The sequence below is a fragment of the Deltaproteobacteria bacterium genome (genome assembly GCA_016709225.1).
Taxonomy (GTDB): domain Bacteria; phylum Myxococcota_A; class Polyangia; order Nannocystales; family Nannocystaceae; genus Xiheibacterium; species Xiheibacterium phototrophicum.
On sequence record JADJEE010000012.1, the window covers coordinates 1,504,282 to 1,520,588 of the forward strand.

Sequence of the window (16,307 nt, forward strand, 5' to 3'; positions counted from 1 at the left end):
CACGACGCGCGCGAGCGCTCACGCGGAGCGCCGCTGCGACTCGAGCACGTCGGCCCAGGCCTGCAGGTAGACCACGACATCTTCGCGCTGGTTGTGATCGAGCCAGCGGTGACCGCCGGGTAGCGCGCGCAGCACCACGGGGTCGGACAGCCGCTCGAGATCGACGAGCTCGGCCGGCGAGAACCCGAAGCGTTCCATCGCTGCCGCGAGATCATCGATGCGCTCGCCGGTGAGCGGGCACCGATCCTCGAGGTACTCACTCCACTCGCCTGCGACCTCACGATGGATCTCGGCCTTGGGCAGCTGCGTGACCGTCTGCGCGAGGTGTCCGCAGTTGCACATGCCGGCGTGGCCCCACTGGTAGGGCGCGCCCGCCTGCAATCGTGTCGCGGTCGTGCGGAGCGCAGCGATGACCTCGGGTGTCGCGCGTGCCATGCCTTGAACAGGCTAGCACGCGCACCACCGAGGTGGCGGATCGGCGCCGGTGCGCAGTACCGTCGAGGGCCGTGTCGTGCCGACCTCGCGCCCTGTGTGTCCTCGCCTTGCTCGCCGTCGCGGGTTGCCACCGCGGCGCCGCACCCATGACGACATCGTCGCCGCCGAGCGCCGGCCTCGCCGCGCCCGCCGAGCTCACGCCGGCCGAGATCGCCGCGATCGTCGACGCACCCGAGCGTGATCCCGACGACCGCACCGCCGACGCGCGGCGCAAGCCCGCCGAGATGCTCGCGTTCCTGCACCTGCGCCGAGGCATGCGCGTCGCCGACCTCGGCGCCGGCTTCGGCTACACCACCGAGCTGCTCGCGCGTGCGGTCGGCCCCGACGGCCACGTGTGGGGTCAGAACCCGCGCTTCGTGCTCGAGCGCTTCGCCGAGGCCGGCTGGACCGCGCGCCTCGCCAAGCCGATCAACGCCAATGTCACCCGCGTCGACCGCGAGTTCGTCGATCCGCTGCCGCCCGAAGCACGCGAGCTCGACCTCGTGGTCAACGTGCTCTTCTATCACGACTTCGAGTGGATGAAGGTCGATCGCGCGGCCCATGACGCCGCGGTCTTCGCCGCGCTGCGGCCAGGCGGTCGCTACGTGATCATCGACGCCAGCGCGGCCCGTGGCGCCGGCGCATCGGTCGGTCAGTCGCTGCACCGCATCGAGGAGAGCCTCGTCATCGCCGAGCTCGAGCGCGCCGGCTTCACGCTGGTCGAGCGCGCCGAGTTCCTTCGCAACCCCAACGACACGCGCGACTGGAACGCGCTGCCGTGGGCCAACGAGAGCGGCCAACCACAGCGCGCGGAGTTCAGCGACAAGTTCGTGCTCGCGTTCGAGAAGCCGTCGCGGGCGCTTCAGGCGTCGGGTTCGCGTTCGTCACTCGATGCGCACGTCGTCGAGCTCGAGCGTGAAGCGGCGCGGCTCGCCGACGGCCGCGAACAGCACGCCGACGAGCGCCCACGTGTCGACCCCGTCGAAGCGATCGAGCGGGATCTCGACGCGGCGCCAGGCCTTGCCCACCTCGAGCTCGACGCGGGCCGGCATCGGACCCGACAGCAGCATCACCTGGTAGTGGCCGGGGTCGCCGCGCACCCACGCGACGAGCTTGGTCTTGCTCGAGAGGTTCGCCGCGGCCATCGGCGACGGGCCGGGCATGAACATCGCGCCAGCCCAGGCGATTGCCCCGGCGGCCGCGGTCAGCTCACCGCGGATCTGCAGCGCGTGCTTGCTCTTCGCAGCGCCGCCCTTCACCACGCCGATCGTCGCGGTCGAGCTGCCGCCCGCGATCTCGTCGGTCGAGGCCACCCAGCCGCTGCCGTACGCGGCGCCGCTGCTGCCATCGTCGAAGTCCGACACGCGCCCCGACTCGCTGCCCGCAGGTGCCGGCAGGGCCCGCAGGCGCTCGATCTCGGCGTAGGCCTTCTGCACGCGCTCGCGGGTGCGCTCGCGGGGCACCGCCTCGCCGTCCTTGTAGACCGCCACGATGTCGCGCGTGGCGAGGATGTCCGTGGTCGGGTCGCCGGCGACCAGCACGACATCCGCACGTGCGCCCACGCGGATGCGCCCGCGATCGTCGAGGCCGAAGCGCGTGGCGGGCTTCGAGGTCGCGGCTGCCAGCGCGGCGATCGGCGTCAGGCCAGCGTCGACCAGCAGCGCGAGCTCGTCGTGCATGCTGACGCCGTGCGCGGTGCCGGGGTTGGGCGCGTCGGTGCTGGCCAGCAGATCGACCCCAGCGTCGTGCAGCTGCTTTGCAGCGCGGGATACCGGAGTGCACGACGGCGCGTAGTCACCGAGCTCGAAGCTCGACGACAGCTCGCGGGCCACCGCGGGCCACAGGTAGGGCGCGAGGCGGGGATCGGCCGCCAGCGCGGCGCCGCGGCCCGGTTGGCACAGGCCGAACAACACCGGCATGGTGTCGGTGACGAAGACACCGTGCTCGCGCGCGAGCGTGACGGTCGCCGCGTCGATCTCGCCCTCGAGCACGAGGTGCGCGAGTCCGTCGGCGCCGGCTTCGATCACCGTGCGGAACTCCTGCGCCGAGCCGACGTGGACGACCGAGAGTAGGTCCTCGCGCTTGGCTGCATCGATGGCGGCACGCAGGCTCGGCGAGTCGAGCCGCGCAAACTGGATCGGACCGAAGCCGTCGTCGTAGACGATCTTCAGGTAGTCGGAGCCCTCCTTCGCACGCGCAGCGACGAACGCGGCTGCATCCTCCGGACGGTCGAGCGTCGGCACGGCGCCGCCGTACTCGGTGCCGTGGCCACCCTTGGGCGTGGCCGCGAAGCCGGCACCCAACAGATCGGCCGCGAGCGGCTTGGTGCCGGGCTTGCGTCGGCGCCGCGAGGCCACGAATGCGGGATCACCCATCATGTCGAGCTCGCACGTCACACCGAAGACCGCCGCCTGCTCGAGATCGGCGCCGCTGTGCGCGTGGGCGTGGGCATCGATGAGGCCCGGCAACAACGTGCGGCCACCGCCGTCGACGATCTCCGCGCCCGCCGGCGGGGGGGCCTCGGCATCGATGGCGACGATGTGGCCGTCGTCGATCCACACGCTCGTGCGTGGCAGCACCTGCTCGCCGTCGAACACCCGCACGTTGCGGATCACGAGGCTGGCGTCGGGCATCGTGGGCGTGTTCGGGACTTCAGCCCCGGGCGGCACCGTCGGACGGGGCGGCGCGCAGGACAGGACGAAGGGCGTGACGACCGCGATGGCACGACGCATTGGCCGCGAGGCTACCCGTGAACGGGGCCGCCGTGCGGACGTGACCGGTGTCAGCCCGGCACGCCGACTGCGACGTCCGTCAAGCCCGATCCGCCCGGTGCGAACACGTTCTGCCAGGTCGCGAGGTCGTCGGAGATGTCGATTGCCGCGGGCCAGCCCAGCGTCATGAAGTGACCATCGATGAAGCCCACGACCTCGCGCAGGTTGTCGCTCGCGAGCGTGTCCCACGACGCGCCGTCGGTGGAGACCCAGTAGCTGCCATCGCCGGCGGTGATGAACTGCGCGTTCGCGAAGGCGACCCAGCCCGCGCCGTCTTGCAGGTCGAGCGCTTGGTTCCACTGCAGGCCGTCGTTCGACCATCGCAGCACGCCGTCGCCGTCGTGGGTGACGAATACGCCGTGCCCGAACGCGATGCCGTGACCGGAGTACTGCGCACCGACCATGGCCTCACCGCTCCACGGGCCACTGCCATCGGTGGTGTTGATCAAGCCGACCGTGCTGTCGCCGTAGGTGTGCCCGACCGCGACGGCGAGCGTGTCGCTGGCCGCGATCGCTCGGTAGTGCCCTGCGAAGTAGGGACTGTCGTCCTGCCAAGTGACCGCGGCGTCGGTCGAGCGCGCGAGCAAGCCGTTGCCTCCAGCGATGACGAAGGTGCCGCCCAGCCACACGCAGTCCGAGACGAACGCGTCGAGGGTGTGGTTGTCGTCGGTCCAGGTGATGCCGTCGGTCGAGCGCATCGAGAAGCCGCTGCCGCCGCCGCCGACCGCTACGAACACGCCGTCGCCGTAGCCGATGCCGCGCAGCAGATCGTTGTCGTCACCACCGTTGGGATTGACCTCGACGAAGTCGGTCCACGTCACGCCATCGTCCGAGCGGACCCGGCGGGTGCCGTAGCCAACCGCAACGGCCACCGCCTCGGGGGGCGGCGGCTCGTCACCGGTGGAGCTGTCGGCACCCCCGTCGCTGCTGCTGCCCGCGTCGGTGGTGCTCGTGGTCGTGCTCGCGCTCGTCGCGGTGGTGCCCGCGGTGGTGCTCGACGTCATCGCGGTCGTTGCCGTCGTCGTGCTCGATGCGCCGGTCGATCCCTCGGATGACGACGGTCCCCCGCCGGTGTCATCGGTGTCCGCGGGATTGGCGGACGTTCCACAACCGAGCACGAGCAGCAGGGCGACGACGCGACGCGACATGCGAAGGGGATACCCCGTCGTGGGCGCGCGGGTGAAGAATTCTCACCCGTTCGCGCGGCCGCGGGGCAGCGCCTGCGCCCGGCGCAGCAGCTCGGGTAGCGAGGTCGCGCGCTCGGGCGGATCGACGACCCCCGGCATCATCGCGATCGCTGCGCGGGCGGCCGCGATCGCCTCGTCGCGCGATCCGTTGGCGACGAGCTCGTTGACGAGATCGACGTGGATCCCCAGGCGATCGCGGTGTGTCGAGGGCAAGACGCGATCGGCGAGGCGCTGCGCCGCCCGCAGCCGATCGAGCGCCTCGCCGTGCTCGCCGGCCGCCGACAGCACGCCGGCGAAGCTCCGCAGCACGAGCACGCGATTGGGGCTGTCGGGTGGCAGCCGCGCGTCGAACGTGCGCATCGCCGCGCGCGCGTGTGCGACCGCCTCTTCGTGGCGACCGAGCTCGCCGTACACGGTCGAGAGGCGCCCCTGCGCCAGCGCCAGCCGGGTATCGTCGGGCGCAAGCTCGCGGCTCAGGATCGTCTGGGCGCGCTCGAGTTCGACCAGCGATCGACCGGGCTGGCCCGACGCGCGATGGAGGTTGTCGCGCTCGAGCAGTACGTTGGCGACGCGGAGCGAGTTGGGGCCGTAGGTACGCTCCGCCAGCGCGACTGCCTCGTCGTAGGCCACCCGCGATCGCTCGACGTCATCCAACGCCAGCTGCACCTCCCCGATCATCGCGAGGTCGTAGACCAGCCCGATGTCGTCGCCGCCGGCGCGGTGCAGCGCCTCGGCGCGGGTGAGTGACGATGCGGCCTCGCGCATGCGGCCGGCCGCGACGGCGGTGCCTGCCAGCTGCAGGTACACGTCGCCGACCAACGGCGCGTCGGGCCCGAACGCGGCGACGCGGATCTCGAGCATGCGTGCGAGTGAGCGCTCGATCTCGTCGAGTCGCGAGAGCCCGTCGAGCGCGACGGTGCGGTTGCCCAGCACGTCGGCCGTGAGCGGGTGGTTGGGGCCCCGCTCGCGTTCGACATAGGCAAGCGCGAGGTCGTGGGTCGCGAGCGCCTCCTCGAAGCGACCCGAACGCTGCAGCACCGCCCCACGCAGCGACAGCAGACGGATGTGGGTCGTGACGTCGAGCGGGTCCTGCTCCAGCATGCGGTCGATGAGCTCGAGGCTGTGTGCCTCCTGCTCGCCATTGGCGGCGATCTCGGCTGCCGCGAGCCCCAGCGGCTCCTGCCGCTGCGGCGACCACTGCAACACGTCGACGAGGTGGCGCGCCGAGGCCAACCACCGCTGCGCTTCCGTCGTGCCTGCCGGGGTCTCGCCCACGGCGCGCGCGAGCTGCAGCATCGTCTCTGCGATGGTGTCGCGATCGGCATGCAGCAGCGCGAGATCGTGTGCGGCGACCAGGTCGACCAGCGCGTCGTCGCGCCGGCCCGCGCTCAGCAACGCCTCTCCGCGCCGCCGTCGGGCCTCGATCAGCGGCTCCTGGAAGCCCGCGCTCTCGAGCGCAGGGATGACCTCGTCGAGCGCCGACCGGCCCACCGCGACGCGCCCCGCAGCGACCTGGGCGACCGCACGATCGACCGCACGCGAGAGATCGTCGTACGCGGCCTGACGCTCCGGGTCGAGTCGCGCGCGCTCACCCCACGCGTCGACTCGCGCGCACGCCGAGAGATCGGGCAGCGTCGCAAGCACGGTGTCGGCGCGGGCGAGCGCGTCGGACTTGGCCTCGCCGAACACGTCGATCACGGCATCGAAGCGTCGGCGTGCCCCGGCGAGGCAATCCATGCGCTCGTCGAGCCGCTGCTCCGACTGCTCGCCGCGCACGCGCGTGGCCTCGCAGGCCGAGCGCGCCGCGTCACGCCACTGGTCGCGCCAGGCATCGAGCACCGGCGGGATCGTGCGACTCGCGACCTCGGCCAGCGCCGGCGCGTCGGCCCGCCAGCGCGCCGCGAGCTGCGTGGCGGTCTCGTCGGACCAGCTGTCGTCGATGGCGGCGCCGGCGGCCGCACAATCGGGTGCGGCCGCGCCGGCCGGCGACAGCATGCCGCCGACGCGCAGCAGCGCGAGCGCGCTGATGGTGCCGCCGAGGCCCAGCGACAGCACCACACGCCGACGACGCCGCGGCGCCGGATCGAGCGCGTCCACCACCGCGTGCATGTCGGGGTAGCGCGCGTCGGGCTCCGTCGCCATGCCGCGCGTCAGCACGGTGTCGATCCAGCGCGGCACGTCGTCGCTCGCACCCCGCCGCGCGCCCGCGAGCGCTTCGGCGCCGGGACGCACGCCGAAGAGCGCCTCGTGCAGCGCAACGCAGTACGCGAACTGATCGCTGCGGGCGTCGGCGACCCCGCGGCGACGTTGCTCGGGTGCCATGTAGGCCGGCGTGCCGACGGTGGTGCCTGCCCGCGTCACGCGATCGTCGGGATCGAGCGCAGCGACATCACTGGCTTCGGACGGGTACGAGGCCTCGCCGTGCGCCCGCTCGAGCACGAGTCCGAAGTCGGCCACGCGGACCCGGCCGTCGTCACCGATCATCAGGTTGTCGGGCTTGAAGTCGCGGTGCACGAGCCCGACCGCGTGGGCGGCCGCGAGTCCGCGCCCCGCCGCGCGGTACACCGCGAGGATCTCGGCCCACGTACGCGGCCGCGCCTCGCACCACTGGCGGGCGTTGGTGCCCTCGACGAGCTCCATCGCGATGAAGCCGCGCGAGCCGTCGACACCGACCTCGTGCACGGTCACCACGTTGGGATGGGACAGCCGCGCCATCGCCCGCGCCTCTCGCCACATCCGCGCCGCGCGATCGCTGCGGCCGATCTCGTGCACCTTCAGCGCTACACGGCGCGACAGCACCTGATCGACGGCTTCGTAGACGACCCCCATCGCGCCCGCGCCGAGCCTGCGCTGCAGGCGATAGCTCTGACCCACGAGCGTCCCGGGCGGCAACGTCGCGGTCCCGAGCGGCACCGCCGGTGCGGCCGCGAGCATGCGGAGCAACGGATCCTCGAGCTCGTCGTCGAGCTCGTCGTCACCGTACTCATCGGTCTGCTCGTCCATGACGTCTCGGGCCCTCGGGGCGGATCCAGAAATGCGTCCATCCGCGCGCGTTCCCCGGGCGCGACCGCCCCACGGAATCAGGGCAGCGGTGGCCTCGCCGATGGAGGGCGCCCACGGCGAGTGTGACCCAGATGGCGCAAGGATTCTCGATCGCGACCCAGCCGGCGTCACCCGGCGGGCGGTGCAGATCGATGGCCCGGGCGATCGGGCTGGCGTCCGTTCGATCGGGCGAACGCCGGCTCAGTCGAGCGGGACGTCCTTGGCGAGCTCGCGGAGCTTGAGCTTCACCCGCTCGAACCGCTTGCGCAGCGTCGCGCTCAGACGCCGGACATCGGCCGCGTCGGGCAGCTCGGGCTCGATGATCGACGCGATCTCGTCCCACTCGAGCCGTCGATCCACGCGCAGGATGAGCAGCGTGCGGTCGTCCTCGGGCAGCTGCTCGCGCAGTCGCATCACCTCGGCCTTGATCTCGGTACGCATGTGCGGAAGCGTTCGCGTGCGCACGTGATCGATGATGGCCTCGACCTCGGGCACCTCGGCCATCGCGATCGTGCGGCGACGCTTGCGGATGCCGTCACGGGCCGCACGCGCGAGCGCGTGGTAGGCGAGGCGATACGACCAGGTGCGGAAGCTGGCCTCACCGCGGAACCCCGGCAGGCCACGCCACAGGTTCTCGCAGAACTCCGAGAAGATCTCGGCGGTCTCCTGCTCGCGGTGGGTCGCCGCGAGCAAGTAGCCGAGGATCTCGGGGCCGTAGCCCTTGATGGCGGCGGTCGCCGCCGCGCCATACTCCGACGCGGCGCAGTGCGCTGCGATCACGGCCTCGAGTTCGGCGCGCTCGCTCGCATCCATCCGTCGTCGATGGTGCCGCATCCCCCCGGCGACCGCCATCGCGGCGAACCAGATTCGACGGGACCGCCGCGGATCTCCGACCCGTGGCGCCCTATCGGCCCGATCGTCCCCGCGCGGCGCGCACGAGCTCGGGTAGGTCACCCGCGCTCGGCGGCGGCGTGGTGACCTGGGCCGCCAGCGCCTCGACGTGGTCGGCCTCCGGCCTCGCCTCTGCGCCGCGACCCGCGGCCACCAGCTCGCGCAGCAACTCGATGTGCGCCTCCAGCCGCTGGGGATGATCGGACGACAGCACCTCGTCGGCCAGCCGCGCGGCCGCGCGGGCGGGCTCGAGGGCCTCGTCGTGTCGACCGCCACTGGCGAGCACCTTGGCGTAGCCATCGAGCACGCCGATGCGCTTGGGGCTCCGGGGCGGGAGCTTAGCCTCGAACGCGCGCATGGCCTCGCGGAAGAGTGGCTCGGCGGCCTCGTGCTGCCCGCGACGGGCGTACAGCGTCGCCAGTCCCGTGCGCGTGACGGCGAGGCCGAGATCGTCGGCCGGCACCTCGCGCACGAGGATCGACTGCGCCCGCTCGAGCTCGGCGATCGCCCGCGCGGGGTCGTTCGCCATGCCGTGGAGATCGGTGCGGTTGAGCAGGATGTGGGCCACGCGGATGGAGCTGGCGCCGTAGACCCGCTCGGCCGCCGCCAGCGCTTCGTCGTAGCGAACGCGGGCCCCCTCGATGTCGCCGCCGAGGAGGCGCGCCACCCCCCCGTTGTTGAGGTCGGCGATCAGCCCGATGTCATCGCCGGCGCGGCGATGCAACGCCTCGGCGCGGTCGTACGACGCGATCGCGTCGTCGTTGCGGCCGGCCTCCCTCGCGGCGTCGCCGATCTGGCGATGGACCTCGCCGACCACCGGCGCATCGGGCCCGAACGCTGCGATGCGGATCGCGAGCATGCGCGCGAGCGATCGGGCGACCTCGTCGGTCCGCGACAGCTCGTTGAGGGTGCCGATGCGGTTGCCGAGCACCATGGCAGTGCTCGGGTGTTCTGCACCGCGCTCACGCTCCGCGTAGGCGAGCGCGCGATCGTGGACCGCGAGGGCCTCGTCGAAGCGACCGAGCCGCTCGAGCGCGAAGCCATGCAGCGACATCGTACGGATATGATCGCCGGCATCGAGCGCGTCGTGCTCGAGCTGGCGCGACGCCAGCTCGATGGTCTGCTCGTAGTCGTTGCCGAAGAACTCGATCTCCACCGCGGCGACCGCGAGTCGCTCGCGGCGCACCGCCGACCACTGCAGCTCGCCGGCCAGGCGCTCTGCCGAACCGAGCCAACGCCGGGCTTCCACGGTGCCCGCGGAAGTGCGACCGATCGCGCGGGCGAGCTGCAGCATCACGTCGGCCACCGCGTCGCGGCTGCCGTGGGCCAACGCCAGGTCGTGGGCCACGACCAGCTCCGCGACCGCGTCGCTCTGGCGCCCGAGATCGAGCAACGTCTCGCCCCGTCGACGACGCGCCTCGATCACGGGCCCTTCGAAGCCCTCGCGCTCGAGCTCGTGCACGAGAGCATCGAGCTCCGCCTTGCCGGTGGCGAAGCGTCCCGCGGCGACCTGCGCGACCGCGTGGTCGAGCTCGCCGGTCAGGCGATCATAGGCCTCGCGTCGCACCGGATCGAGCCGCTCGCGCTCGGTGGAGAGATCCACACGCCCACACGCTGCGAGGTCGGGTAGGGTCGCGAGCACGTTGTCGGCCCGCGCGATGGCATCGGCCTGCGACTCCTCGAGCAGCGCGATCACGGCGTCGAAGCGATGCCGCGCGCTGCCGAGGCAGTCCATGCGCTCGTCCAGGCGCTGCTCCGATTGCTCGCCGCGCACGCGCGTGGCCTCGCAGGCCGCCCGCGCCGCATCGCGCCAACCCTCGCGCCAGGCGTCGAGCGTCGGCAGCACGGTCCGCTGCGCGACCTCGCTGAGTGCCGGTAGATCGCGGCGCCAGCGCTCGGCGAGCGCGACGGCGCGCTGGGGCGACCAGCTGTCGTCGATCCCGCCGCCCGACGCGGCGCAGTCCGGCACCACCGCGCTCGGTGACGACAGCATCCCGCCCAGCCGCAGTAGTCCGAGTGCGACCACGACACCGGCGATCGCGAGCCACAGCGCGAGTCGCCGACGCCGACGCGGCGCGGGATCGAGGGCCCGCAGCAGCGCGCGCATGTCGGCGTGGCGCGCCGCGGGATCCTCGGAGAGCCCGCGCGCGAGCTCGACGTCGATCCACCGCGGCACCTCGTCGCTTGCGCCCTCGTGGGTGTCGGCCGTGCGCACGCCGGCGCGCGGCCGCACGCCGTGCAGCGCCTCGTGCAGCGCCACGCAGAACGCGAACTGGTCCGTCCGCGCGTCGGCGGGCTCACCGCGACGCTGCTCGGGTGCCATGTACGCCGGCGTGCCGACCCGGGCGCCGGTGCGCGTGCTCCGATCGTCGTCGCGCTCGTGGGGCAGCGAGGGCTCGCCGCGCTCGTGCTCGAGCGCGAGCCCGAAGTCGGCCACGCGCACGCGACCGTCGTCACCGATCATGAGGTTGTCGGGCTTGAAGTCGCGGTGAACGAGCCCGACGTCGTGGGCGGCGGCCAGCCCCAGCCCTGCCTCGCGGTAGACCGCGACGATGTCGCGCCAGCGACGTCGCTGCGCCCGCGCCCACTGGCGGGCGTTGGTACCCTCGACGAGCTCCATCGCGATGAAGCCGCGCGAGCCGTCGACGCCGACCTCGTGCACGGTCACCACGTTGGGATGTGACAGCCGCGCCATCGCCCGCGCCTCTCGCCACAGCCGCGCAGCGCGATCGCTGCGGCCGATCTCGTGCACCTTCAGCGCCACACGGCGTGACAGCACGCGATCGGTCGCCTCATACACCACGCCCATCGCACCAGCACCGAGCACCCGCAGCAGCACGTAGTTCTGGGCGACCACCGTCGAGGGTGGCAACGCGGCCTCGCCCAGCGGCACCGACGGCGCGGCGGCAACCAGGCGCAGCAGCGGATCGTCGAGCTCGTCATCGTCGTCGAGCGCGTCGTCGTCGCCGTCGGTCTTGGAGTCCATGGGTGCCGGTCCGGTGCGTGGCGCTCCGACCACGCGACCGCGGCCGCGATGGGGCGGCGCCGGGCAATGCGTGGCGGCCCGCGGCGGGCGAGCAGCCGATCCATGGAGGGTGCTCGCGGCGCGTGTGACCGCCGACGCGGTCGAATTTCTTGGTGCGCCGATCCTGCCACCCGGGCCGCTCTCGATCGGCGGTTGGCACCGTGCTAAGCCCTCGCGCGATGTCGCTGCGCCTCGGGTTCGCCTGCTTCCTCGCCGCTGTGCTGCCGTCTGCCTGCGGCGGCGGCACGAGCCCAGCCGCCGCCGTCGAGACGCCGCCGGCAGCTCCGGCCTCGACCACCGCGCACGGCGGCGCTGTGATGCCGCCGACCACGGCCGCACCGACGCCAGCGGCCGGCGCGGCCGTGGATCCCTGCGAGCTCGCCCGTCGCGAGGGCGGCAAGCTGCGGTGGTTCCACGACGACTACGCCGGCGCGATGGCCTGCGCGCGCAGCCGATCGCTGCCGTTGGCGATCGACATGTGGGCACCGTGGTGCCACACGTGCCTGTCGATGCAGGCCTACGTGTTGACCGACGATCGCCTCGCCGACTACGAGCGCCGCTTCGTGTTCCTCGCGCTCGACACCGATCGTGAGCACAACGCTGCGGTCGTTGCGAAGTTCCCTCCCGCCGCGTGGCCGACCTTCTTCGTGGTGTCCCCCGTCGACGAGAGCATCCAGGCACGCTTCGTCGGCGCCGCCACGGTGGAACAGTTCGCGCGCTTCCTCGACGACGGCGAGCGCGGTCACATGGCGCAGGGCGGCGCCGCCTTGCCGACGTGGGACGACGCGGCACGCCGGGGCGACCGCGCCTCGGCCGGCAAGCAATGGGCCGACGCCGCGGCTGCCTACGCCCAGGCCGTCGCTGCCGCGCCGGCCGACTGGCCCCGCGGTCCGGATGTCCGCGTGTCGTGGTTGGCCGCGCTCGTGCGCGCCCACGACGTCGAAGGTTGCGCGACCATCGCGAGCACGCAGCTCGACGCCACCGGCACCAGCGCGAGCGCGACCGACTTCTCGCTGCACGTGCTCGGCTGCGCCGACACGCAAACCGACCCAACGGTGCAGGCACGCCTGCGCGACGCGGTGGTCTCGCGACTCGACGCGCTCACGCGCGGGCACTCCGACGCGCTCACGGTCGACGACCTCTCCGATGCCTTGTTGGTGCTGCGCCAGGCGCTCGACGGCCTCGGCCGCGGTGAACTCGCGAAGCAAGCCGCGACGCGGCAGCGCAAGCTGCTCGACGAGGCCACCGCGAAGGCCGAGTCGCCGCGCCTCGCGATGACCTACAACTGGCCGCGCGCGGAGGTCTACGCATACCTCGGCGTTCCCAGCGAGCTGGTGCCGGCGCTCGAGCAATCCGTGAAGGATCTCCCCGACGAGTACGACCCGCCATACCGCTTGGCGTGGACGCTGCTGCAGGCGGGCGAGCCCGCGCGTGCGCGCGGCTACGCCGAGCAGGCGATCGAGAAGGCATATGGCCCGCGCAAGGCCCGGGCGCAGGGCATGCTCGCCGACATCGAGCACGCCGCGGGTGACGTCGAGGCCGAACGAGCCGCGCGGGCGGCAGCGGTCGCCACGCTCGAGGCGCTCCCGATCGACGCGCGGAACCCTGAAACGATCGCCAAGGCGAAGGCCGAGCTCGACGCGGTCGGCAAGCCGGCAGCAGTCGCGAAATGAGCCGGCAGCGCGTCGCGAGCGCGCAGCGTTCACGATCGCGCGCGAACTCGGCCGCGGCGTCCCAAGATGCCCCAGCCATGGTGCTCGGCCGGACGCCGCGACGGATTTCGTTGGTGCTGTCCGGCGCGATCGCTAGACTGGAATCCCACCCGCGGCGGCCGACCCGAGCCCGGTGAATCACGACATGAACGCCAGCTACATTCCCAAGTCTCTCCTTGCGTTCGCCCTCGCGACTGGCTGCACGATCCTCCCCGGCACGGCCCCCTCGGCTTGCTCCGAGGACAGCGAATGCGAGGACTTCTTCGGTCCCGGCTCCGCATGTCAGGTCGGCGGCACGTGTTCCGACCCCACCGGTACCAAGTCGCTGCAGCTCGGCCTCCTCTACGTGGGTCCGGTCGGCGACCACGGCTGGACCAAGACCCACGACGAAGGCCGCGCCTACATGCTCGAACAACTCGACGACGTGACGGCGATGTTCGCCCCGTCGGTGAGTGCAACCGATGCGCCGACCCGCATCGAAGAGTTCGTCGCGCGGGGTGACAACGTCATCATCGCCACGAGCTTCGATTTCCTCGTGCCCATACAGGCAGCCGCGCTCGACCATCCCGACCTGCAGTTCCTGCTGGTCAACGGTTTCCAGACCGGGCCCAATCTCGGCAGCTACTCGGGTCGAATGTATCAAGTGATGTACCAGGCGGGCTATCTCGCCGGCAAGATGTCGCAGAGCGGCCTCGTCGGTGTGGTCGGCTCGGTTGCGATCCCCGAGGTCGTCAGCCACACCAACGCCTTCGCGCGCGGCGTGCAGGCCGCGAATCCAGAAGGGCGCGTGATGATGCGTTGGGTGGATGCGTGGTTCGATCCCCCCACCGAGACCGCCGCCGCGAACGAGCTCGTGGACGCGGGCTGCGATGTGATCATGGGGCAGACCGACACGACCATCCCGATCGAGACCGCCAACATGCGGTCCACCAGCGAGACACCGATCCTCACGATCGGCTACGACAATGCCGACAGTTGCAGCTTCGCCCCCGAGACCTGCATGACCAGCGCCTATTGGAGCTGGGGACCCGTGCTCACCGACATCCTGCGGCGCATGCAGAACGGCAGCTGGGATCCCACGGAATACATCTGGACGCCGATGCTGCCGGATCCCGCGGAGAGCGTGGTCTACCTCTCGCCGATCAGCGATTCGCTCGTACCCTCGGCAATTCGCATCGAGGTCGAGGGATTGGTCGACGATCTCTCCACCAATACGCCGGAGGGGCGCATGTTCCCGTTCCGCGGCGGAGTCCTCGACAGCATGGGCATGCGCCGTTTCGGTGCTGGCGAGTATCCCAGCGACCACGACCTGCTCACCATGTGCTGGTTCGTCGATGGCGTGCTGAACACCGACGGCACGCCCGCCCAGGTGCCCAACGGCTGCCCTGGCGAATACTGAGTCGTGGACGCGCGCAAGGGCGGCCCGCGGAGTTTCACCGCGGGCGGCCCTGTTAGAGTCGCTTGATGTCGTCGTCGAGCTTCTGCACGGAGTGCGGCGGCTCTGCCCGCGCGGGCTTCTTGGGGGGCTTCTCGGCGGGCACCTCGGTGGGTGCCGGGGTGACCGCAGCTGACGGCGTCGACACGCCCGGCTTCGACGCCGGCCGAGCCCCACGCCCTCTTCGATCACGCGACTCGCGTGGTGCAGTGGCTGGGTTCGGTGACGCCGCTGCCACCATTTCGGGGGCCGCAGGCGCTGCGGCCTCCGCTGCGAGCGGCGGCGGGACGGCGGGCGCAGCAATGCACGCGGTATCTGGGGGCACGCCAGCACCCGGAACATCCGACGGCATGCGCGCCTGCGAGAGCAGTTCCTGCGCGCGCGCGTCACCGATCGCCCGGAGCGCCTCGGCCGCCTTCACGAAGGTGGCACATGGCGTGGTCGACTGCGCCGCCTGCAAGAGATCGAGCTCGAGCTGGACCCGCGCGTCGATCTTGGCACCGTGCCCAGCAGCGACCAATTCGTCGACCAGCGCGTGCCGCTGCGAGAACGCAGCCGCGTGCTCGAGCCGCCGCTCGTTCGCCAGCGCGAGAGATTGCAGGGTCTTGCTGAGCCCCGGTGTTGCTCCCTCGGGAGTCGCCGGCGATGCCGCGAGCGCGGCCGAGTCCGCGACGCCGCCCGGCGCATCGGAAGTGGGTGTATCGCGGGGCCAGAAAGCGATCGCAGCGACGACCATGCTGGCCAGCACACCGAGGCCGATGCCCCACGCCAGCTGGCTGCGCTGCCGGGGGATCTCCTGTGTCGCGTACGGCATCGTGGGGGTCGCGGTCGCGCCCGTCACACCGGTGGTCGAGGACAGCTGCGCTGGCGTCATCCGTCGCGGCGGCGGCGGCTCGCTGTGGGCGGCCGTGCACGCATCGAGATCGCGCAGCGCCTCCTCGGCCGTCATCCGATCGTCGGGGTTCTTGGCCGTGAGTCCGACGATCACGTTGATCAGCTGCGTCGGCACGCTCGCGCCGAACTGCGGCAGCGTCGAGTGGATCTGCAGCTGCAACACCTCGAAGGGATCCTCGCTGCGAAACGGCGGTACCCCATGGAGCATCTCGAAGAGCATGATGCCGACGGCGTAGAGGTCGCTGCGTGCATCGACCGCGAGGCCCATCGCCTGCTCGGGACTGGTGTACTCCGCACTGCCGATCTCGAGGTCGGCGAGGCTCACCGCGGCCTGCCGCAGCGCCGGCACCATCGCCGACCAGAAGTCGGTGATGCGGGCACCGGCGTCCTCAGCCGGCGGCACGATGATGCACTCGGGCTTCAGGTCACGGTGCACGCCACCGTGTCGGTGGACATGAGCGAGTCCGCGGAGCACCGCGGCCGCGATCGCGGAGGCGCGTACGGGCTCGATGCCGCCGTCGCCGATGACGTCGCGCAGGCGCTGTCCCGCGACGAACGGCATCACGGCGTAGATGAGGCCCTCGGGAAGCGTGCCAGTGTCGAGCACCGAGACGCAGTTGGGGTGCTCGAGTCGCGCGAGGAACCGGACGATCTCCGGGAAGCGCTCGGCGCCCTCCGACGCCGTGTCGCACGTCTTGATCGCGACCTCGCGGTTGAAGCGAGTCTCGATCGCGAAGTGCAGCATGCCGTGCTCACTCGCGTGGAGGCGACGGACGAGCTGGTAGCGACCGTCGAGAATGGCGGTGTTGCGGCGCGGCACCGAGCCCTGGGGGCTGAGGTTGGAGGCCATGGTGGGGACCATCATCGCACAGCTGC

General features: G+C 71.8%; 9 protein-coding genes and 1 pseudogene. 3 read left to right on the forward strand and 7 right to left on the reverse strand.

The window, feature by feature from the left end; translation table 11 throughout:
- Window positions 1-18: 18 nt before the first annotated feature.
- Entirely contained in the window at window positions 19-435 is a 417-nt protein-coding gene (locus IPH07_31175) for a hypothetical protein (protein ID MBK6921901.1), read from the reverse strand.
- Window positions 436-581: 146 nt separating this feature from the next.
- Between IPH07_31175 and IPH07_31180 the strand changes: the two are divergent.
- Window positions 582-1,259: pseudogene (locus IPH07_31180) on the forward strand (class I SAM-dependent methyltransferase).
- A gap of 99 nt (window positions 1,260-1,358) precedes the next feature.
- Here IPH07_31180 and IPH07_31185 read toward each other — a convergent pair.
- The 5 genes from IPH07_31185 to IPH07_31205 all read right to left on the reverse strand — a co-directional run bounded on the left by IPH07_31185 (window position 1,359) and on the right by IPH07_31205 (window position 11,351).
- Window positions 1,359-3,107: a CIA30 family protein gene (locus tag IPH07_31185; GenBank protein ID MBK6921902.1), complete on the reverse strand. Its 1,749-nt coding sequence runs from the start codon at window positions 3,105-3,107 to the stop codon at window positions 1,359-1,361.
- 149 nt (window positions 3,108-3,256) lie between these two features.
- On the reverse strand, window positions 3,257-4,393 hold the full coding sequence (locus IPH07_31190) for a hypothetical protein (protein ID MBK6921903.1): 1,137 nt from the start codon (window positions 4,391-4,393) through the stop codon (window positions 3,257-3,259).
- 42 nt (window positions 4,394-4,435) lie between these two features.
- On the reverse strand, window positions 4,436-7,435 hold the full coding sequence (locus IPH07_31195) for a serine/threonine protein kinase (GenBank protein MBK6921904.1): 3,000 nt from the start codon (window positions 7,433-7,435) through the stop codon (window positions 4,436-4,438).
- A 240-nt stretch (window positions 7,436-7,675) separates the two neighbouring features.
- Complete coding sequence (locus IPH07_31200; GenBank protein MBK6921905.1) at window positions 7,676-8,287, reverse strand: sigma-70 family RNA polymerase sigma factor; 612 nt, start codon at window positions 8,285-8,287, stop codon at window positions 7,676-7,678.
- 91 nt (window positions 8,288-8,378) lie between these two features.
- Window positions 8,379-11,351: a tetratricopeptide repeat protein gene (locus tag IPH07_31205; GenBank protein MBK6921906.1), complete on the reverse strand. Its 2,973-nt coding sequence runs from the start codon at window positions 11,349-11,351 to the stop codon at window positions 8,379-8,381.
- Between the two features lie 149 nt (window positions 11,352-11,500).
- On the opposite strand from IPH07_31205, the gene IPH07_31210 reads away from it, so the two are divergent.
- Together IPH07_31210 and IPH07_31215 are read left to right on the forward strand one after the other, a co-directional pair.
- On the forward strand, window positions 11,501-13,063 hold the full coding sequence (locus IPH07_31210; protein MBK6921907.1) for a thioredoxin family protein: 1,563 nt from the start codon (window positions 11,501-11,503) through the stop codon (window positions 13,061-13,063).
- Window positions 13,064-13,247: 184 nt separating this feature from the next.
- The gene (locus tag IPH07_31215) at window positions 13,248-14,501 is read left to right on the forward strand and encodes a BMP family ABC transporter substrate-binding protein (protein ID MBK6921908.1); all 1,254 of its coding nucleotides are present in this window, start codon (window positions 13,248-13,250) and stop codon (window positions 14,499-14,501) included.
- Window positions 14,502-14,553: 52 nt separating this feature from the next.
- Here the strand turns inward: IPH07_31215 and IPH07_31220 are convergent, their stop codons facing one another.
- On the reverse strand, window positions 14,554-16,281 hold the full coding sequence (locus IPH07_31220) for a serine/threonine protein kinase (protein ID MBK6921909.1): 1,728 nt from the start codon (window positions 16,279-16,281) through the stop codon (window positions 14,554-14,556).
- Between the last annotated feature and the right edge of the window lie 26 nt (window positions 16,282-16,307).

Bases quoted from the DNA above. Each gene is read 5' to 3' on its own strand.
- IPH07_31175 (MBK6921901.1), bottom strand. From the start codon at position 435: ATGGCACGCGCGACACCCGAGGTCATCGCTGCGCTCCGCACGACCGCG.
- IPH07_31185 (MBK6921902.1), bottom strand. From the start codon at position 3,107: ATGCCCGACGCCAGCCTCGTGATCCGCAACGTGCGGGTGTTCGACGGC.
- IPH07_31190 (MBK6921903.1), bottom strand. From the start codon at position 4,393: ATGTCGCGTCGCGTCGTCGCCCTGCTGCTCGTGCTCGGTTGTGGAACG.
- IPH07_31195 (MBK6921904.1), bottom strand. From the start codon at position 7,435: ATGGACGAGCAGACCGATGAGTACGGTGACGACGAGCTCGACGACGAG.
- IPH07_31200 (MBK6921905.1), bottom strand. From the start codon at position 8,287: ATGGATGCGAGCGAGCGCGCCGAACTCGAGGCCGTGATCGCAGCGCAC.
- IPH07_31205 (MBK6921906.1), bottom strand. From the start codon at position 11,351: ATGGACTCCAAGACCGACGGCGACGACGACGCGCTCGACGACGATGAC.
- IPH07_31215 (MBK6921908.1), top strand. From the start codon at position 13,248: ATGAACGCCAGCTACATTCCCAAGTCTCTCCTTGCGTTCGCCCTCGCG.
- IPH07_31220 (MBK6921909.1), bottom strand. From the start codon at position 16,281: ATGGCCTCCAACCTCAGCCCCCAGGGCTCGGTGCCGCGCCGCAACACC.